The organism is Pseudomonas sp. AP3_22 TE3818 (assembly GCF_053628995.1).
Window position 1 is genome coordinate 2289815 of the sequence record NZ_JBRJHL010000001.1, and the last position, 20410, is coordinate 2310224.

At 58.9% G+C, this 20410-nt stretch carries 15 protein-coding genes; 6 read left to right on the forward strand and 9 right to left on the reverse strand.

The window, feature by feature from the left end; all coding sequences use genetic code 11:
* The first annotated feature begins 21 nt into the window (after positions 1-21).
* Positions 22-597 carry a hypothetical protein gene (locus tag AB7M25_RS10430; protein ID WP_429383232.1) on the forward strand — a complete coding sequence of 192 codons (576 nt, stop codon included), beginning with the start codon at positions 22-24 and terminating at the stop codon, positions 595-597.
* Positions 598-622: 25 nt separating this feature from the next.
* Here the strand turns inward: AB7M25_RS10430 and AB7M25_RS10435 are convergent, their stop codons facing one another.
* The 6 genes from AB7M25_RS10435 to AB7M25_RS10460 form a co-directional block, all read right to left on the reverse strand.
* A complete protein-coding gene (locus tag AB7M25_RS10435) occupies positions 623-1612 on the reverse strand; it encodes a fatty acid desaturase family protein (RefSeq protein WP_454237257.1) in 990 nt (329 codons plus the stop codon).
* Positions 1613-1669: 57 nt separating this feature from the next.
* Complete coding sequence (locus AB7M25_RS10440) at positions 1670-2452, reverse strand: PaaX family transcriptional regulator C-terminal domain-containing protein (RefSeq protein WP_429383228.1); 783 nt, start codon at positions 2450-2452, stop codon at positions 1670-1672.
* Positions 2453-5390: 2938 nt separating this feature from the next.
* Complete coding sequence (locus AB7M25_RS10445) at positions 5391-5849, reverse strand: glycine zipper 2TM domain-containing protein (protein WP_104447842.1); 459 nt, start codon at positions 5847-5849, stop codon at positions 5391-5393.
* A gap of 14 nt (positions 5850-5863) precedes the next feature.
* Positions 5864-6292, reverse strand: coding sequence for a hypothetical protein (locus AB7M25_RS10450; protein ID WP_429383207.1), 429 nt, complete (start codon positions 6290-6292; stop codon positions 5864-5866).
* Between the two features lie 28 nt (positions 6293-6320).
* Complete coding sequence (locus tag AB7M25_RS10455; RefSeq protein WP_429383205.1) at positions 6321-6998, reverse strand: DUF3313 domain-containing protein; 678 nt, start codon at positions 6996-6998, stop codon at positions 6321-6323.
* Positions 6999-7351: 353 nt separating this feature from the next.
* Entirely contained in the window at positions 7352-9388 is a 2037-nt protein-coding gene (locus tag AB7M25_RS10460; protein ID WP_429383203.1) for an alkyl/aryl-sulfatase, read from the reverse strand.
* Between the two features lie 153 nt (positions 9389-9541).
* Here AB7M25_RS10460 and AB7M25_RS10465 point away from each other — a divergent pair, with 153 nt between their 5' ends.
* The 3 genes from AB7M25_RS10465 to AB7M25_RS10475 all read left to right on the forward strand — a co-directional run bounded on the left by AB7M25_RS10465 (position 9542) and on the right by AB7M25_RS10475 (position 13106).
* Positions 9542-10501, forward strand: a complete 960-nt coding sequence (locus tag AB7M25_RS10465; protein ID WP_429383201.1) for a LysR family transcriptional regulator — start codon at positions 9542-9544, stop codon at positions 10499-10501.
* Between the two features lie 164 nt (positions 10502-10665).
* A complete protein-coding gene (locus AB7M25_RS10470; protein WP_429383199.1) occupies positions 10666-11112 on the forward strand; it encodes a hypothetical protein in 447 nt (148 codons plus the stop codon).
* A gap of 281 nt (positions 11113-11393) precedes the next feature.
* A complete protein-coding gene (locus tag AB7M25_RS10475) occupies positions 11394-13106 on the forward strand; it encodes an arylsulfatase (protein ID WP_429383197.1) in 1713 nt (570 codons plus the stop codon).
* Between the two features lie 200 nt (positions 13107-13306).
* Here AB7M25_RS10475 and AB7M25_RS10480 read toward each other — a convergent pair whose 3' ends face one another.
* The gene (locus AB7M25_RS10480) at positions 13307-13966 is read right to left on the reverse strand and encodes a MarC family protein (RefSeq protein ID WP_429383195.1); all 660 of its coding nucleotides are present in this window, start codon (positions 13964-13966) and stop codon (positions 13307-13309) included.
* A gap of 147 nt (positions 13967-14113) precedes the next feature.
* On the reverse strand, positions 14114-15700 hold the full coding sequence (locus AB7M25_RS10485; RefSeq protein WP_429560848.1) for a GMC family oxidoreductase: 1587 nt from the start codon (positions 15698-15700) through the stop codon (positions 14114-14116).
* Positions 15701-15877: 177 nt separating this feature from the next.
* Here AB7M25_RS10485 and AB7M25_RS10490 point away from each other — a divergent pair, with 177 nt between their 5' ends.
* Complete coding sequence (locus AB7M25_RS10490) at positions 15878-16837, forward strand: AraC family transcriptional regulator (protein WP_454237258.1); 960 nt, start codon at positions 15878-15880, stop codon at positions 16835-16837.
* A 4-nt stretch (positions 16838-16841) separates the two neighbouring features.
* Here AB7M25_RS10490 and AB7M25_RS10495 read toward each other — a convergent pair whose 3' ends face one another.
* Positions 16842-17807, reverse strand: a complete 966-nt coding sequence (locus AB7M25_RS10495) for a LysR substrate-binding domain-containing protein (RefSeq protein ID WP_454237259.1) — start codon at positions 17805-17807, stop codon at positions 16842-16844.
* Between the two features lie 21 nt (positions 17808-17828).
* On the opposite strand from AB7M25_RS10495, the gene AB7M25_RS10500 reads away from it, so the two are divergent.
* Complete coding sequence (locus AB7M25_RS10500) at positions 17829-20321, forward strand: crotonase/enoyl-CoA hydratase family protein (RefSeq protein WP_454237260.1); 2493 nt, start codon at positions 17829-17831, stop codon at positions 20319-20321.
* Positions 20322-20410: the final 89 nt, after the last annotated feature.

Here is a 20410-nt window from a genome sequence, read left to right on the forward strand (position 1 = left end):
TGGAAAAGGGGAAACCTGGCCGTGAACATTTCAGCCATCTGCATCTTGAGCAGCCTACTGGTTTCGGTCGCGGCTTCTGCTACCGGGGCCGCTTCGGTCTTCGACCTGGACTTCACCAGGTCAGCCATGGAAACGCTGGAAAAACTGGATATCAACGACGCTTGCATTATCTCCGTATCAAGTCCTGCCGCGTTCACCTTCTGCCGAGAAGGATCGTCAACACTCTGGAAGTATCAGGTGCTGGATCTGGAGCAACAGGCGGCGATTCAAGTGGGGCAAAAGCGCACTTCGACGGACTATCAACGAATTACCGTTGTGCAATTCAATAGTGTTGCCTGCGAGCAGGATCGCCTTGCCGCATTGGCTAAACCGGCGATCAGGCGAGGACTAGCCCTTGGCCTGATCACCCTGTTTCTGTTGGTCGGCCTGCGGTATACCTACCGGGCAATCAGGCAGGGTTATTACGTACAGGCCGGTGTTGCGAAGCCCGGTTTGCAGCGATTGAGCGAATCCGGGGTACCGCAAAATTCAACGGTCATGGCGTTGTTCGCGTGGGGTATGGCGGCAGCTACGGCATTTGTGTACTTCGGCTTTTGAGTCTGAGGCGAACAGTATTCATCCATCAGGCGGTGTGAGTTCGCTGGCTTACACGCTTGAGCACCTGCAAGTAAGTGGGCGGTGGCGGCACGATGCCGCGCTGCCGCAAAAGAGCATGCAACTTCGGCAGGCGAAAATACGGCACCGATGCCATCAGATGGTGCTCGATGTGAAAATTGACCCGGATAGGCGCCACGCAAGCGCGGGCGATCAACCCGGCCTGTGTGGTTCGCGTATTGCGAACGACGTCCGTGCCTGATTCCAGGCAGGCATGTTCCGCCATGGAGCGAATGCGGATGAACAACGGGAACGGCGTGACATAGGCCAGCACCCACACGCCGTACAACCACGCCTGTCCACTGATCCAGAATGCGGCAAGGAGCAGGCCGTTGGTGAGCAGCATGCCGCTGGCATTTCTGAAGAAGGTCCGTGGGTAGTCCCACCAGCGACGACCTGCCTGCGGCAGGCGGCGGATATCACTGGTGAGCGACCACTGCAGCACGCCGGCATCCATCAGCACGCGTCCCGCCAGGAACTTGAGGCCGGTAATGCCTGAAAGATCACGCAGGCACTTGCGCATCAAGGAGCGGCGCGTCGTAGGCAATCCGGCAACCAGGCAGAGATCGGGATCGTCGACGGATGAGGTCCTGGCATGATGAGTCAGGTGATAGGGACGATATTTGCGCAGCTCGTTCCAGATCGGCCGGGCGCACAACCAATCGACCAGTACGTCATTGCACCATTTGCTCTTGAACAATGTCCCGTGCGCGGCGTCGTGCTGCAAAATGCCAAAGCACAACTGGCGTCCGGCAATTATCACGACAGCCACGATCAGGGCGAGACTGAATCCCCACCAGGGCAAGAGTTCGCGGGCCCAGGCCAGGCCTGTAAAGGTCAAGGCCAACACACCCCAGGTAGACACCACCGCCCAGGCACCCCAGAGGTCTGAGCGTTCGCTGAAGGATTTGATTTCGTCGCGGCTGAGAATATCGCTGATTTTGGTTTTGTTATGCATGTCTATCCTCGACATCAAGGGCCAGGTACCGGTCCGGGTGATGAGTCAGTTGAGTCTTCAGGGCTGTTGCAGAAAGGTGCGCCAGATCTGGTGGCCGCGATCCACGAAACGCTGGGTGCAGGCAAAGAACTCCGTGCGCAGCGCCACATCGACCATAGGTTCCGGTAGCAGGGGATCGAAGACGATCTGGCGGATGCCTTCGCGGCCGAGGATGAAAGATTCGCGTGCGGCCATGTCCGGTTTCAGTTGCCCGGCGCGCAGCGTCCAGCTTTCCAATTGCTCGCAATGGCGACGGTAGCTGTCGTCGAGCAACTCCCCCTTCCACAGGTTTTGTATTCGCTGCGCCTGCGCCTCTTCGAAGTCCAGGGCCTGGAAAACCAGTGCGGCCGGTTCCAGGCCGAGTTCGATCAAACGTCGACGCAACGACTCGATATCAGGTGAGATATTGTTCGGGCGCACGTACAGGTCTTTGTCCAGCTCCGCGAAACCCAGCATGTGCAGGGCACGTTCACGCTGGCGCAAGATATTGCGATCACTGCGCCCCAGGGCGTTGCACGCCACCATCAGATAACTGCCGTCCCACGGCCGCAGATGCTGCTCCACGTTGCGCCACTCGAACAACTGCGCCGAGATGTCCCGGGCCTGCGGCCCTAGCTGATAACTTCCTCGGCCCGCACCTTCCAGCAATGCTTCGATGGTGAGGCGCGCCAAGGTGACCCGGACGTTGTTTTCACTGATGCCGAATAGCTCGCAGGCGACGATGGCTTCCCTGACCTGCAAGGGAACGCCGTTTTTAGCGACCAGCAGTTCGAGCACCAGGCTTTTTACGCAAGGTTTCATTGTCTTTCCAGATCATTACAGATTGCGAATAAATCTATCGTGCTGTGTAATATTACACAATGGTAAGTTAATTCATTTTTGTTGTAATTATCAGGTTGACGGCCTTATGTCATGCGCTCGCCTGGAAAACGCCTTCGCCGGCAAGCCGGCTCCCACAGGGTTTTGCGTCGCTCACAAAACGCGGGTGAATAGGCGTTCTTTGTGGGAGCTGGCTTGCCAGCGAAGACGGCCTCGGGTCATGCACCGGCCTGGAAAACGCCTTCGCCGGCAAGCCGGCTCCCACAGGTTTTGCGTCGCTCACAAAACGAGGGTGAATAGGCGTTCTTTGTGGGAGCTGGCTTGCCAGCGAAGACGGCCTCGGGACATGCACCGGCCTGGAAAACGCCTTCGCCGGCAAGCCGGCTCCCACAGGTTTTGCGTCGCTCACAAAACGAGGGTGAATAGGCGTTCTTTGTGGGAGCTGGCTTGCCAGCGAAGACGGCCTCGGGTCATGCACCGGCCTGGAAAACGCCTTCGCCGGCAAGCCGGCTCCCACAGGTTTTGCGTCGCTCACAAAACGCGGGTGAATAGGCGTTCTCTGTGGGAGCTGGCTTGCCAGCGAAGACGGCCTCGGGTCATGCACCGGCCTGGAAAACGCCTTCGCCGGCAAGCCGGCTCCCACAGGGTTTTGCGTCGCTCACAAAACGCGGGTGAATAGGCGTTCTCTGTGGGAGCTGGCTTGCCCGCGAAGACGGCCTCGCGTCATGCACCGGCCTGGAAAACGCCTTCGCCGGCAAGCCGGCTCCCACAGGGTTTTGCGTCGCTCACAAAACGCGGGTGAATAGGCGTTCTCTGTGGGAGCTGGCTTGCCAGCGAAGACGGCCTCGGGTCATGCACCGGCCTGGAAAACGCCTTCGCCGGCAAGCCGGCTCCCACAGGGTTTTGCGTCGCTCACAAAACGCGGGTGAATAGGCGTTCTCTGTGGGAGCTGGCTTGCCCGCGAAGACGGCCTCGCGTCATGCACCGGCCTGGAAAACGCCTTCGCCGGCAAGCCGGCTCCCACAGGGTTTTGCGTCGCTCACAAAACGCGGGTGAATAGGCGTTCTTTGTGGGAGCTGGCTTGCCAGCGAAGACGGCCTCGCGTCATGCACCGGCCTGGAAAACGCCTTCGCCGGCAAGCCGGCTCCCACAGGGTTTTGCGTCGCTCACAAAACGCGGGTGAATAGGCGTTCTCTGTGGGAGCTGGCTTGCCAGCGAAGACGGCCTCGCGTCATGCACCGGCCTGGAAAACGCCTTCGCCGGCAAGCCGGCTCACACAGGGTATTGCGTCGCTCACAAAACGCGGGTGAATAGGCGTTCTTTGTGGGAGCTGGCTTGCCAGCGAAGACGGCCTCGGGTCATGCACCGGCCTGGAAAACGCCTTCGCCGGCAAGCCGGCTCCCACAGGGTTTTGCGTCGCTCACAAAACGCGGGTGAATAAGCGTTCTTTGTGGGAGCTGGCTTGCCAGCGAAGACGGCCTCGCGTCATGCACCGGCCTGGAAAACGCCTTCGCCGGCAAGCCGGCTCCCACAGGTTTTGCGTCGCTCACAAAACGAGGGTGAATACGCGTTCTCTGTGGGAGCTGGCTTGCCAGCGAAGACGGCCTCGGGTCATGCACCGGCCTGGAAAACGCCTTCGCCGGCAAGCCGGCTCCCACAGGGTTTTGCGTCGCTCACAAAACGAGGGTGAATAGGCGTTCTCTGTGGGAGCTGGCTTGCCAGCGAAGACGGCCTCGCGTCATGCACCGGCCTGGAAAACGCCTTCGCCGGCAAGCCGGCTCACACAGGGTATTGCGTCGCTCACAAAACGCGGGTGAATAGGCGTTCTTTGTGGGAGCTGGCTTGCCAGCGAAGACGGCCTCGGGTCATGCACCGGCCTGGAAAACGCCTTCGCCGGCAAGCCGGCTCCCACAGGGTTTTGCGTCGCTCACAAAACGCGGGTGAATAGGCGTTCTTTGTGGGAGCTGGCTTGCCAGCGAAGACGGCCTCGGGTCATGCACCGGCCTGGAAAACGCCTTCGCCGGCAAGCCGGCTCACACAGGGTATTGCGTCGCTCACAAAACGCGGGTGAATAGGCGTTCTTTGTGGGAGCTGGCTTGCCAGCGAAGACGGCCTCGCGTCATGCACCGGCCTGGAAAACGCCTTCGCCGGCAAGCCGGCTCCCACAGGGTTTTGCGTCGCTCACAAAACGCGGGTGAATAGGCGTTCTTTGTGGGAGCTGGCTTGCCAGCGAAGACGGCCTCGCGTCATGCACCGGCCTGGAAAACGCCTTCGCCGGCAAGCCGGCTCCCACAGGGTTTTGCGTCGCTCACAAAACGAGGGTGAATAGGCGTTCTTTGTGGGAGCTGGCTTGCCAGCGAAGACGGCCTCGCGTCATGCACCGGCCTGGAAAACGCCTTCGCCGGCAAGCCGGCTCCCACAGGGTATTGCGTCGCTCACAAAACGCGGGTGAATAGGCGTTCTTTGTGGGAGCTGGCTTGCCAGCGAAGACGGCCTCGCGTCATGCACCGGCCTGGAAAACGCCTTCGCCGGCAAGCCGGCTCCCACAGGGTTTTGCGTCGCTCACAAAACGCGGGTGAATAGGCGTTCTTTGTGGGAGCTGGCTTGCCAGCGAAGACGGCCTCGGGTCATGCACCGGCCTGGAAAACGCCTTCGCCGGCAAGCCGGCTCCCACAGGGTTTTGCGTCGCTCACAAAACGAGGGTGAATAGGCGTTCTCTGTGGGAGCTGGCTTGCCAGCGAAGACGGCCTCGGGTCATGCACCGGCCTGGAAAACGCCTTCGCTGGCAAGCCGGCTCACACAGGGTTTTGCGTCGCTCACAAAACGAGGGTGAATAGGCGTTCTCTGTGGGAGCTGGCTTGCCAGCGAAGATACCTTGGGTTGCTTGATCAATGGCCGTTTACCGCTCCAGGCGTGGCCACTACCCACCCTGTGGCAGCACCCGGGCATTATTCCCCGAGCCTTCGATGTAAACGTTCATGCCTTTGCTCAGGGCCGGATTGATCGGCTGGGTGATCGATACCAGCACGCCACTTTTCACCCGCACGATGACCTGCTGCGCCGCTACCGGTTGGTCATACTTTTTCTTCTCTGCATAATTGCCGCCCACCGCACCGGCGAGTGCGCCGGCGACCATGGCGACGTCGCGTCCGGTGCCACTGCCGATCAGGCTGCCGATGCCGAGACCGCCGAGGCCTCCGAGTACGGCGCCCACGCCACTGTCGTGATTGGTCTGCATCTGCGTCAGCGATATCTGCTCGATCTTGCCCGAGCGAATCTCCATTTCACCAGCACCGCCATCGTTCGATCCCACGGCGGAACAAGCACTGATCAAGACAGTCGCCAACGTGACCGTCAGCCAGGACAGGATTGCTTTCATTGCTGTGCACCTCGTCATTGGTATTTGATGGCAATGCCTTTGAGCTTGCGACCCTGGATCGTATCGATGTCGCGGTTCCACAGAGGACCGGTCACGTAAGCGGCGACGGGTTGGATCCGGTCGTAAACCACCACCACCGCGTCTGCACCCAGTTTGGCGCCTTCTTCACGCAGCTTCTGTTCGACCTGGGTAATGGGGGGCGCCGGGTCGACACTGGCATCGATCAGGATTTCGCCCAAACGCACACTGGGTCGCGTCGGTTCCGTGCGTAGTATCTGGACTTCGCTGGGCAGGGTCGGGGCAGGGTGCTCGACCCCCACGTAGGCGGTCGTCTGGGCATCCACCGTTGCGCAAGCGCTTAACGCAAGCGCGCTGGCAATGAGCGCTGCGACGATTAAAGGTCTGTGCAGATTTGTGAGTTGAAGCAATGCATGGGAAGCCATGTCAGCTATTCCTCTACCGGGAAGAGATTCAACTGCGGATGAATGCCCAGAGATCGACGTTCAACTTGTCGATCGCCGCCTTGAAGTCCTGGGCGGTGATTTTCTGGGTTTCGTTGGACAGCTGCTTGCCGAACACCTTGCGCACAACCCTGACCACGGTCTGGTTGTCTTTCGCGTCGACGAGCTCGGCCTCGATATACAGCTCGGTGTCCTGATCGCGGTGACCGGTGGCCGCCTGTGTCGCCCCGACGACAGCGGCGACGGGCACCACTTCATACCATTTCATGCCTTCGTTGGAGGCGCTCACGCCGGTAATCGCGGCGCGCAGGATCAAGGTTTTCGAACCCCTTGGCGCGGCACCCGTGTGGTGGACCATCCGGTATTTCTGCCCCAGCGTCGCCTTGACCCTGTTGGACATGTAGTCCCGGATGTCATCGAGTGTCTGCTGGTTGACCCGCTCATTGGGCTTGGGCGCCGGATACAGTTCCAGTCGCTCGAACGCTACCGTGTCATAGGCATTAGGGTTCCATGACGGGCTCACCCAGCGCATCGCCGTGCCGCCGCTGGGCGTGGTGACCTCCTGCAGATTGTCGTAGTTGGACAGGTAGCCGGAGTACTGCGTCTGTTCAGTGACTTTGGAGGTGCAACCGCCGAGCAGAAGCCCGGCCATGGCGGCACCGACAAGCAGGTTTCGGGACAGATTCATGATGCTGTGTGCTCCTTGGATGAAGTCGCTTTTGGGTGGCAAGACACTTCCCGCACTGCGACATCGCCGAACTCCGACCGTAAAGGCAGGCAGTGCACCTATTCTGGTTTGCATGGATTAAATCCCGGCAAATGTGCATTTTCGAATAAGGGTGAATTAACCAACGTCGAGAAACCTGAATTACGTTCAACCGGCCTGGTGGGGTCACATATAAGTGGTAGTTCATATTCTCGATATTGGAAGGAGCAACTTATGAATAGCGCCATCCTTGCTCGTTATTGTTTATTCAGGGGCGCGAAGTAGAACGCCAAAGCGCTTCACCCCGGGGCAGGGTGAAGCGCAGCCCTGGTGGATTACTGGAGGGTGCCTGGCAGTAGTTCAAAGGTCGGGGTAAACGGGGTGATCGCCGCCATTAACACTTCGAACGGTTTGCGGTTGCCTTCGAAAGTGGCCTTGCCGGTTGCGACGAGTTGCTCAAATCCGGTCTTGCGGGCCATCACGCCTTCCAGATCAGCACGGTCAAGGGTGATGGTGAGGTCGGCATTGCTGGCTTGCTGCCCCTTGATACTGGTCAATGTCGAGTTGCTCAACTCCACCACGAACTGCTCGCCGTTATCGGGCGTCTTGAGATTGAAGATGAAGTGTTGATCGGCGACTTTGCTGCCATCGAGGGCGATGCCCAGGTATTCGAGCCATAACTCTGTGCTCATGCCGCGGATCATGTCGGGTCCGCCGGTTTTTGGCGGCAGTCCCTTGGGCATGCCATGGCGCAGTTCATACGCGGCCGAGAGGAAACTGTTGCGCACGCCGGCACTTTCCTTCTGATAACCGACTTGCTCATAGACATCCGCGAGCAAGTCCTTGGCCTTGCTGTTCTGCGGTTCGGCATACACCAGCTTGTTGAGGATTTCATAGGCTTCGCGGTACTTGCCCTGGTCGAACAAGGATTGCCCCTTGGCCATGATCTTGTCGGCGCCGCCCATCATTTCCACATACAAGGGTGCCGAATCCTTCGGCGACAACGGCATCAGCGTCGCCGGATTGGCATCCCAGTAACCCAGGTAACGGTTGATCACGGCGCGACTGTTGTGCTCTTCCGAGCCGTGGTAGCTATGGGTCGCCCAGTTGTTTTTCAGGCTTTCGGGCAATTTGTAGACGTTTTGAATCTCGTTGATGGTGACGCCCTGGTTGGCGGCATGCAGCACGGCGTTGTTCAGGTTGGCATAGGCATCGCGTTGCGCGCGCATCACATCCTGAATCCGCTCATTGCCCCAGCGTGGCCAACTGTGGGAGGCGAACATGACGTCTGCCGTTTGACCGTAACGATACAGGGCATTGTTGATGTTCTTCGACCAGACCAGCGGGTCGCGGACGAGGGCGCCGCGCAGGGTATAGATGTTATGAATGGTGCCGGTGATGTTTTCGGCGGCCCAGAACGCCTTGAACTGTGGGAACCAGGTATTCATCTCCGCAGGCGCTTCAGTGCCGGGCGTACTCTGGAACTCCATTTCGATACCGTCGATGGTCAGGGTTTCGAAATCTTTGGCAATGTAACGGTTGGGCTCGATCAGCCCCATGTTGCCAATCGAAGCATTTTTACCAATGGCCATGTCGACATGACCGTACGGGCTGTGGGGCAACAGCACGCCATATTGCAAGAACGCCCGCCGGTTCATGGCGTTGCCGGCGTAGACGTTTTCAGCCACGGCGTGCTCCATGAAGCCTTGCGGCGCAATCAGCGGGATCTTGCCGCTGCGGACATCGGCCTCGTCCACCACGCCGCGGATTCCGCCAAAGTGATCGGCATGGGAGTGGGAGATCACCACCGCCACGACCGGGCGCTTGCCCAGTTTTTCGTTGATGAAGTCCAGGGCGGCCCTGGCGGTCTCCTTCGACAGCAGCGTGTCGAAGACAATCCAGCCGGTGTCGCCCTTGATGAACGTGATATTGGCCAGGTCAAACCCGCGCACCTGGTAAATCCTTTCCGGAACGACTTCATAGAGGCCATAGGCCGTGTTGAGCACCGCCTGACGCTGCAGCGACGGATTGATGCTGTCGTAATCCTTGCCTTCATTCAGGAAGTTGTAGCTCCCCATGTTCCACGCGACGTTCCCGGCGTCGGCCATGATCTTCTTGTAGGGCGGTGCGGCGATGAAGCCTTTTTTCGCTTCTTCAAGGTCGCGCTTGTCTGCAAAGGGGAGTGTCTTGCGCACAGTGTTCTGCATATCGACCGTGTAGGACGAAGGCGCCTTGCCCTTGCTGTCGAAGTGCACGTTTTGCGATAGAGCCGGATCGGAAGCTGCGCCGTTTACATCGGCAGCGAAAACGCAAGGGCTGATGCCACCGCCCAGTGTGATCGCCAGTGCCAGATGGAGGGTCTTGTTGTACATGAAAGGTTCCTGCGCCAGATGAAATGTCCAAGGGCGCCAAGGCAACGCAAGTGTTCTGCGTTCTCGGCTTGACCCGTCGAACCATGAATAGCATATTGAGTCAATTCCGAAAAATTCCGTTTTAAAGACATTCGATAACATAAAGGTTATGAGGTGACGCCGAACCGTCTACGTCAGTTTTTGGCATTGATCGAGCACGCACACTTTGGCCGGGCGGCAAAGGCTCTGGGTGTTTCCCAGCCGGCGCTGAGCAAAAGCATCCAGTTGCTGGAGCGCGAACTGGGGGTCACGTTGTTCGATCGACGCACCGACGGCGTTGTATTGACTGCATTTGGTCATTTGCTTCGGGAGAAGAGTCGGCGCCTGTTGGTGGCCGAGCAGGATCTGCGGCGTGACATCGCCTTGCTGGCGGGCGGGGATATCGGCGCACTGAAAGTCGCTTTCGGTCCTTACCCCAGCATTATCAGCGGCTACGCCGGCATCGCGCGGATGCATGCCCGGCACCCGCAAATCAGGGTGACGGCACATGTGGCCGGGTGGCGCGAGGTGGCTCACCAGGTCACAACCGGCGTGGTGGATCTGGGCATCGCTGAAATCAGCACGTTGCAAGGCCGGGAAGAACTCACCTGCGAGCTGTTGGGGGAGCATGAAGGCCGCTTGTTCTGCCGCCCGGACCATCCGCTGCTTGCGCAAAACCGTTCCCTGACGCTGGCACAAACACTCGATTACCCCTGGGTGGCTTCGCGCATTCCCTTGCGGTTGGCGACCCACTTGCTTCCGGCAACACTGGGCTGTGCCGGTGCCTATGATGCGCTGACCGGAGACTTCGTACCGGCCATCGAAATTGATGTCCCCATGCAAATCGTGAAGTTCGTCGAGAACAGCAACGCCCTGGCGCTGGGGAATCTGTCGACGTTCGAGCGCGAATTGTCGGCGGGAGAAATCGCGTCGTTACCCGTTCAGGACCTCGCACTGCGTACCCGGTACGGCTTCATTTACCTCAAGGAACGTTCGCTGCCACCCGCGGTAGAGGTGTTCATGAAAGAAGTGAGGGCAGTGGAGGCCGACGTTTGCCAGCGCGAAAGTCTGTTGGTCAAGATCATGGGGGCGTGAAAGCCAGGGGCAGATGGCAATGACAGCGGTTCTTCTATTTTTTGCCTGATCGCCGGGTGACAGGTACGAAGTTGTCCAATGCGGATTTATTGAGGTACAGCCCATTTATTAATGAGCTATACCCAATGTTCCCCCATGCACTTCTTCCACTTTTGGAGGTTGTTATGAATGCCCGCATCGTTCCACTCGCGCTACTCATGGCAGGTCTCTTCGGTTGCAGCACGGCTTCAAACCATTCAATGAATCTGCCTCTGGCTGCCACCCACAGAAATGCGGGCCAGACGGGTAACGCCACATTGACGGCCGAAGGCAACCAGACCAATTTTGATTTCTATATCACTGGCGTTCCGACCGGAACCCTCCTGCCGCCGCGCATTTACACCTTCATCAACAAAGGCAGCTGTCAGCAACCCGGACCTGTCGCCTATGCAATGAACGATAAGGTCAATACAAAAAATGAAGCCGGGTCCAATGGTTGGAGTTTTTACCGTAATGCGCCTATCGCAACGTCAGAGTTGCTTTCCGGAAAATATTCCATCGTCGTGCGTACATCACCCGAAGATGGCAGCGTCGATATTTTCTGCGGCGATGTCGCGCAGGCAAAGCGCTGAAATGAGGTGATCCAAGGAGGGCGGCCTTGTGGCCGACTCCTTGTAAATGCGCGTCTATACTCACCATCCGGTTAGTGGTAGGGCTGAATTCTGGGTATGCAAATGACTGGAGCCAAACACCATTGCGGTCAAAGCTCAACATATTTAAGGAAGCCGCCCCCGTGACGGATGACCGTCAGTATTAAGGATGGGGCAGTTGAAGTTTTTGAGCCTTGAGAGATGAGAGCACGACGTATCCGAGATGGGTAGTTATGTGAATCAACTGGAAGAGGATCAAGTTCATGAAACTGAGAAAACTTGTACTGACGGGATTGGCGTTAAGCAGTCTTGCCGGTGCAGCCAGCCTGTCGACAGTGACTCAAGCGGCCGACAAGAAACCCAACATCATGTTCATCATGGCCGATGACATCGGCTGGATGCAGCCGAGCATCTATCACCAGGGCCTGGCGGTGGGTGAAACGCCGAATATCGATCGCATCGCCCAGGAAGGCGCGAAATTCATGACCTACTACGCCGAGCAGAGTTGTACGGCGGGGCGCAACGCTTTTTTTACCGGGATGCACCCGCTGCGAACCGGCATGATCCCACCGCAATTGCCCGGCAGCCCGTCATGGCTGCGCCCTGGTACCCCCGCACTGTCCAAGTTCCTGCTGGATCTGGGCTATAACACGGGCGAATTTGGCAAGAACCACCTGGGTGACAATTTTGAGGCACTGCCGACTTCCCATGGCTTCCAGGAGTTCTGGGGTTACCTCTATCACCTCGACGCGATGCAAGGCGTGAGCTTTGTCGACATCAACAAGACGCCGCAGGTGCAGGGCATCGCCCCACCCTGCAAGGCCACACCGATCAACGGGCTGCCGGACGTGCCCGGCGCCATCGATCCGCGGGAAGGTACCTGCCTGACGCCACCTCGTCCGGTCATGTCCTGCGTCTCCAGCGACGGTACGCAGAAGAACACCACGTGCAAGGACGAAGGGCCGCTGACGCTGGAACGCTCGAAGTCCGTGGATGAAGAAATCTCCGCCAAGGTCATCGACTTCCTCGACCGCAACGATCCGAAGAAGACCAGTAAACCCTTCTTCGTCTGGTACAACCCGGCACGCATGCACATCACCACGGTACTGCCACCCAAGTATGACGCCATGGTCGGTGAGCCCGGCGGAAAAGACTGGGGCACCAACGAAGCAGGCATGAAACAACTGGACGACAACATTGGTTATGTCCTGAAGAAACTCGAGGACATGGGCCAACTGGACAACACCATAGTCGTCTTCACCACCGACAACGGTGCGGAAACCATTACCTTCCCCGACGGCGGTACGACCCCGTTCAAGGGCGGCAAGCTGACCACCTGGGAAGGTGGCATGCGCGCTCCGCTGGTCATCCGCTGGCCTGGGGTGATCAAGCCAGGCACGGTCCTGACCGACATCTTTGCCTCACTCGACTGGGTGCCGACACTGGTCAGTATCGCTGGCGGCAAGAAGGGCACTGAGCTGAACGAGCAGATCATGGCGGGCAATTACCCCGGCATCGTCAAGACCAAGCTCGATGGCGTGGATCAGACGGACTACCTGACCGGCAAGTCCGACAAGTCGGCGCGCGATACCTTCTTCTACTACACCGGCTCGCAACCTTCGGCGGTGCGCTACAAGAACTGGAAGATGTACTACACCATGGTGCCGGATACCGCGACGGGCGGGTTGTATGGCGCGACCACTTTCCACTGGACCCAACTGCTCAATCTCAAGCGCGACCCTTTTGAAACAACGGTCGGTGCCGACGCCAAGTCCATCACCGGCTATGGCGGTGCCTTGGGCTCACCGGGTAACGCCTATGTCTACAACTGGAACATGCTGCCGATCGGACAGTTGCTCTGGGAGAAGGAGCTGATGTCGTACAAGGATTTCCCACCCATGCAGGCGCCGGAAACCTACAACCTGGACGGCATTCTCAAAGCCATGCGGCAGAGTGGTCATAACGGGCACGATTAAACAGGCGTAAGGCCGACCAGTTAAGCGTGAGAAAACGGCAATCACTGTAGGAGCCGGCTTGCTGGCGATAGCGCTTGATCAGACGACAATTGTGTCGACTGTACCTGCGTAATCGCCAGCAAGCCGGCTCCTACAGGTTTATCTCCTTAACTGACATTCCCCAAACAGGCGCCCGTTTTTTTGCGGGAGAGCTTTCACTCCTACTTTGTTACACCGTTGAGTAGCACCCCATACGACTGCAGAAACTCCACCGTCCCGTGAAAGATCAGCCCCACGCCCATCGCCGAAACGAAGAAACCGACGATGCGGGTCGCGGCATCGATGCCTTGCGGGCCAATCTTCTTGAGGATGTTGTTGGCGTAGGCCAAAGAGAGGTAAGTGACCAGCATGGTGGCGCAGATCGCCAGCGCCACGACGGCGAAGGACAGCACGGCGCGGTCGGAGTCCTTGATGGTGCTGGTCAGGCCAATCACCGTGGCAATGGCGCCGGGGCCGAACATGATCGGCATGGCCATGGGGATGAAAGATACGTCCTCGTCACCTTTGCCACCGCTTGGAATCAGGCTGCTGTCGGGCGAGGGCGCAAAAAGCTCGAACCCGATTCGCATCAGGATCACCCCGCCGACCACCCGAATCATACTCAGCGGAACTTCAAACAAACGCAGCAGCAGGTTGCCGAAAATCAAAAAGAAAAACATCAACAGCAGCGCATAAAGGCAGGCCTTGCGCGCCACCCGCCGCTGTTCGGCGGCATCCTTGTCTTGCAACAGACCCAGGAACACCGGGATGGCTTCCAGAGGATTGATGATTGCCAGCAGGGTAGTGAACATGCCGAAGAACAGGGTGAAGTAGGCGTTCATGGATGATCTGCCCAAACGGGTGGTTGACCCAGTTACCTTAGCTGATCAGGAACAAATCACCTCAAACCACTGCCGCACTGTTCGGAACCTGTGTACCGAAACCGCTGACCTCCGGCAGCAACGCCGAAGGTCTATTCGACAGCAGGATCACCCACTCGTGGACACCCAGTGCGCCGCGCGTTCGGCGATCATGATTGAAGCGGCGTTGGTGTTGCCGCCCACCAGCGTCGGCATGATCGAGGCATCCACCACCCGCAGCCCCTCGATGCCATGCACGCGCAATTGGCTGTCCACCACGGCATGCTCGTCGTTGCCCATCTTGCAGGTACCGACCGGGTGATAAATGGTGTCGGTACGCTGGCGCAACAGCTCGATCAGCTGTTCATCACCGTACAGGCCCTCGCTGAACATATCCTTCAAGCCATAACGCGCCATCGGTGCTTGTTGAATGATGTTCCGGGTCATGCGGTAGCCCGTGAGCAGGGTCTCGACATCGTCGTCATGCCCGAGAATGTTCGGGTCGATGCGCGGCGGGGCGCTCGGGTCGTTTGATTGCAAGCCGACGCTGCCGATGCTCTTGGGCCGTAACACGCAGACGTGGCAACTGAAGCCGTGGCCCCAGTGCAGCTTGCGGTTGTGGTCGTCGATCATCGCGATCACCGAATGCAGCTGGATATCCGGGCGTGCAAGTGTGGCATCGGTTTTCAGGAAGCCGCCACCTTCGGCGAAGTTGCTCACAAAAGGGCCGCGCCGATGACGGGCATAATCGATCAAGGCCTTGCCCATCTTCACGCTGCCGCGCAGTGAGACACCCATCAATGACGTATCCTGGCTCCTGTAGCTGAGCACGACATCCGGATGGTCCTGCAGGTTTTGCCCCACACCGGGCAGTTCGTGCTGCACCGTGATGCCTTGGGGGTTGAGTTCCTCTTGCGGGCCAATCCCCGAGAGCATCAGCAATTGTGGGCTGCCGAAACAACCGGCACTGAGCAGGACTTCCCGGCGTGCTTTGATGGTCTGGCGATTGCCCTTGAGGCGCAGCTCGACACCGACGGCTTTTTTGCCTTCGAGCACAATGCGTTCGGCCGCGGCCGACGTCAGCACCGTGAGGTTCTTGCGCAGGTGTCGAACCGGTTTGAGGAACGCGGTGGCCGTGCTCCAGCGCCGACCGTTGCGGATCGTCACGTCGAACTGGCCAACGCCTTCCTGGTCGACGCCATTGAAATCGGGATTGTGGCGGTGTCCGGCCATCTGCCCCGCCTCGATGAACGCTTGCGTGACGGGATGCATCGGGTTCCTGCCGACATAGAGTTCGCCTTGCGCCCCGTGGTAGTCGCATGCGCCGCGGTGGCTCATTTCACTCTTGCGAAAGTACGGCAGTACATCGGCGAACGACCAGCCGGGATTGCCCAGCGCCTGCCAATCATCGAAGTCACTGTGGTGGCCACGGATGTACACCATGCCGTTGATCGAGCTGCTTCCGCCCAGTACCTTGCCGCGTGGCTGGTAGCCGCGACGTCCGTTCAAACCGGGCTGCGGTACTGTGTGAAATGCCCAATTGACGTGTCGGCTCGGCAGGATCGCCGCGACGCCCACCGGGGCATGGATCAATGGCGAGCGGTCTTCCGGACCGGCCTCCAGCAAACATACCGTGATATCGGGATTTGCACTCAAGCGGTTGGCCAGGACACAGCCGGCTGAACCGGCACCAATGATTACGTAGTCGAATTCCATCACACAATGATCCCGAGCGAGCGAACAGGGGCTGCTTCACCAGGAAGCAACAAAGGTACCTGGGACCGATTGTTGGCTGAAGGCGGTAGAAAATTATTGACCTCTCATGCCAATTATTTGATCTTTGACGACATGACTACATTGATCAGATCAAGCTCGTTGACCGGATTCCGTGAGGTGGCAAGCCAGCTCGGCGGGCAAGCCGACCTCATGCTCGAGCGCTTCCGCATCCATCCGGACGTGCTGATGGACGAGGAGGCACGGGTACCGTTGCGTTCGCTGGTCGGGCTGCTGGAGTTTGCCGCACGAGAGCTGGATTGCCCTGATTTTGGCCTGCGCATGGCCGAGTACCAGGACTTGCACGTCTTGGGGCCGATTGCGGTCATCGCTCGAACGTGCGCAACGGCGGGGGAGGCGTTGGAGCAGATCATCCGTTTTATCGGCTACCACAGCCCGGGCATCCAGCTTGATCTGGACCTCAGCGAGAAGCAGGCGCCGCGTCTGTTGATCGACATCCGCCTGACCGGACCGACCCCGCGACGGCAAATGGTGGAGCTGGCAATGGGGGTGGCGCATAACGGTATGAAGTTGCTGTATGGCGACAACTTCGTTGCCCAGGCCGTACTGTTTTCCGCCAATCACTCAGTGGCTCAGGCACGGTACCGGCGCTATTTCAAAACCGCGGTGTGCACCGGTCAATCCTGCAACGCCCTGGTACTTCGTGACGAACAACTCAATCAGCGGATTGAACAGCAAGCGCCCTACCTGCATCGCGCACTGGAACAGTATTTCCAGCAGTTCGACTTGCAAGCGACGTCGGATGTCGTCAGTCAGGTCGAGCGCCTGGTCTTGCGCATGATGCCGATACAGCGTTGCCGTTTGCCATTGATTGCCGAGCAACTGGGCATGCACGTGCGTATGTTGCAGCGAAGGCTGGCCGAGCAGGGGCGAAGCTTCGATGAAATCGTCGAGAGCCTGCGGCGTGACCGTGCCGACCACTATCTGGCGGAGCGGCACATGCCGATGTCCCAGGTTGCCGGTCTGCTCGGCTATAGCGAACAGAGCGTGTTCAATCGCGCTTGCCAGCGCTGGTTTTCCATGTCGCCGGGAGCCAGGCGCCGTCAGTTGTTCGCATGAAAGGTTATCGATCTTCGCGCGGGACCTGATGGCTGGCGACATCGAGACCGTCGCCGAAATGGCCGCTTTTGCGAATCACAGCCTTTAACCAGCGCCGCAGCCGCAAGACTTTGGGAGACATCTCATTGCCATTGAGACACAGCAGGCGGTAGGCAGACACTCGCTCCAGCCTCTCCTTGAAAGGCAGGACCAATTGGCCATTCTTCAGGTGCTTTTCGATAAGCCCCAGCGGAGCCATCATCAATCCGTGACCGTCAATGGCCGCCTGCAGGCCATCACTCAGATTTTCAAAAAGCAGCTCACGCTGTGGCGGGATATCCATGCGTCCGGCGGCTTGATTCCAAAGCGTCCAGACCCCAGGCGCCTGGGCTAGCGCAATGCGAGGGATATTCTCGATACGTTCCCCGGCAACAAGCCTTGCCGCTATTTGCGGTGCACAGACAGGCGCACCGGATACATCTGCCAGTTTTTCGGAAAATACGTTGAATCGGGTTTGCGTGGTGTGGCGAATGGCGATGTCCAGCTCGCGGGCTTCCAGATCGGCCACTCTGGATGAAAACTCCATATGCACGGTGATATCCGGGTTCTCACGTTCGAACTGCGCCATGCCCGCACTCAGGTAGGTCGCCGCGAAACTGGGCGCCACACTGATGCGTAAAGGGCTGGTGTCACTGGCTTGTTTGACCGCCTGAAGCCCGATAGAGATTTCGGCCAACCCCCGGCTGACGTGCAGCTGCAGCTTGCGACCGCTTTCGGTCAATTCGATTTGCCGATTGCGTCGAACAAAAAGTGCCACACCCAATACGCCTTCCAGCCTTCGAACCTGGTGACTGATTGCCGAAGGCGTCAGGTGCAGGAACGTCGCGGCCTCTTGAAAGGAGCCCAGCCGCGCAGCGGCTTCAAAGGCATTGAGCGCGGGCAGTTGTCGCACGCTCTCCGCAGGGATGAGGATCTTCTTTTCACGTGACATTTTGTCATCCAAGTAAAACCAATGTCGTTTGTCGAGCTCACGACCCCGCTCGTACTGTTGTTCACGAGATCGATGATCCGAGGCGCTCCCATGTGGCCCGGAACACGCCATGACCAATACCACGAGCGGGGTAGATACATGAATTCATTTCTGTTGCAAAGGCCGTTGGAAGTGCCAGCCGGGTCCTTCGCCGGGCTATTCCTGGAACGAATCCAACGCTACGCAGACAACCCGGCGCTGATCGACGGGCTGAGCGGTGAACAGCTGACCTATGCCGAACTGTCCCGGCATGTGCGTGTGCTTGCCGGCAACCTGATAGAGCGCGGTCTGGAGCCAGGGGAGGTCACCGCCATCATCGCGCCGAACAGCATTTGGTTCCCGGTGGCTCTGTACGGTATAGCCTTCGCCGGCGGTGTGTACTCCACACTCAATCCCATGTCCTCACCGGAGGACGTGCGAGAACTCCTCAAGCTGGTTGGGGCCACGCGTGTGATCGTCACCCCGCCAGTCTTCGAAAGGCTACGCGACACCCTGACCGTATTGCCGTTGAAAGACATTTTCGTGCTGGGTGAGTCCGCGGGCCTCACGCCGTTTTCCTCGTTGCTGGAGGGCAAGCCGCTGGCCGAAGAGCGCTGCCGTGATGTGCAAAAAGACCTGTTGGCCCTGATGTTCTCCAGTGGCACCAGCGGCTTCCCCAAGGCGGTGATGCTCAGCAATCGCAACTACGTTGCGGCGACCGAGCAGGTGACCGCCGCCCAGGTTTTCCGCAGGTCCGACACTATCCTGGCGGCGCTGCCGTTCTTCCATATCTATGGACAGACCAGCTTCATAGGCTCGGCTCTTTCTCAGGGAGCGCGCTTGATCGTGCTGCCCGCGCTCGACCTGGAAGTGACTTTGCGCGTGATTCAGGATTACAAAATCACTGTCGCCCCGGTCGTTGCTCCCGTTGTGTTGCAGTTTGCCAAGCATCCTTTGGTCGATCACTTCGACCTGTCGAGCCTGCGGCTCGCCATCTCCGGTGCCTCACCCATCAGTGCCGACCTGCTGAAGAGCGCCGCCGATCGATTGAAAGTACCGGTGCTCAACGGCTGGGGCCTTACCGAATCCACTACCACCGGCGCTGTTTCCGAGCCCGGCATGCCGAAAGAGGCCGAAGGTTCGGTCGGCCGGGTGATGCATGGCATTGAGGTGCGGGTCGTGGAAATCGGCGGCAGCCAAGACGTGGCGCCAGGTGCGGATGGCGAGTTGCTGATACGCGGTCCCAATGTGATGCTCGGCTACTTCAACAATCCGGCGGCAACCGCCGAAACGATCGATGCGCAGGGCTGGCTGCGAACCGGAGATGTAGGCCGGATCGATGAGCACGGCAATCTGCGAATCATCGACCGCGCCAAAGAGTTCATCAAGTTCAAAGGCTTCCAGATCAGCCCGGTCGAACTCGAAAGTGTGTTGTTGATGCACCCGGCGGTGGCGGATGCCGGCGTCGTGCCCAGTCCTGACACCGAATCCGGTGAGGTGCCCAAAGCCTTCGTTGTGCTGCGCTCACCTGTGACAGAAGCCGAACTGATCGACTTCGTCGCACAGCGTGTAACCCCCTACAAGAAACTGCGCGACATCGAATTCATCGATTCCATTCCGAAAAACCCGGCAGGGAAAATCCTGCGGCGGATCCTGGTACTGCGCGAGCGCGAAAAACGCGAAACCCATGCCGCGTCCGGCGACCGCCTTGAGGATCGGGTCGTCATTACGCGCCACGGTAATGTGCTGTCGATCTGCCTGGACCGTCCGCGCAAGATGAATGCCTTCGACCGCGACATGTTCATCGGCCTGGCCAAGGCCATGGCGATCTACGAAGACGATCCAAGCCTGCGTTGTGCGGTGTTGCATGCCAATGGCCTGGTCTTCACTTCGGGCATGGACATCGTCAGCACTGCGCCTCTCGCCGCGCGGGGAGAGTTGCGAATCGGCGATCCATCGCTGGTGGATCTGCTCGAAATCGACCCGGCCGTTCGCCGCCGGAGCAAACCGGTGGTGCTCGCCGTTCATGGCAAGTGCATGAACCTGGGGGTGGAGCTGGCGGCAGCGGCGGACATTGTCATCGCCGCGCAAGATGTCACGTTCATTCAGCGCGAAGTGGCAGTCGGATTGTTCCCGTTCGGGGGGGCCACCGTGTTCTTGCCGGCAAAAATCGGTCTCGGTAACGCGCTTCGCTACATCCTGACGGCTGAGGAGTTTGATGCTCAGTCCGCGTGCCGGATGGGGCTGGTGCAAGAAGTCGTACCGCAGAGCCAGCTGATGACGCGCGCTTTCGAATTCGCTCGGCTGATTGCGCAGAACTCACCGTCCGGGGTTAAAGCAGCGCTTACGTCGGTTCGCCTGGCCCGTGAAAAAGGTCCCGAGGCGGCGCTTGCAACACTGCTAAGTGAAGTCGCCCGGTTGACCGGCGCAGAAGACTTCAAGGAAGGCGCTGCAGCCTTCCTGGAAAAACGAGCGCCGAACTTCAAGGACGCGTGAGCGCCACACCGGATGCATTGAATCCTTTGCAATAGAAGGGGGGCGGCTGCGCGACAAGCGTAGCCAAACCCATTTGCCGCTTTTCAATC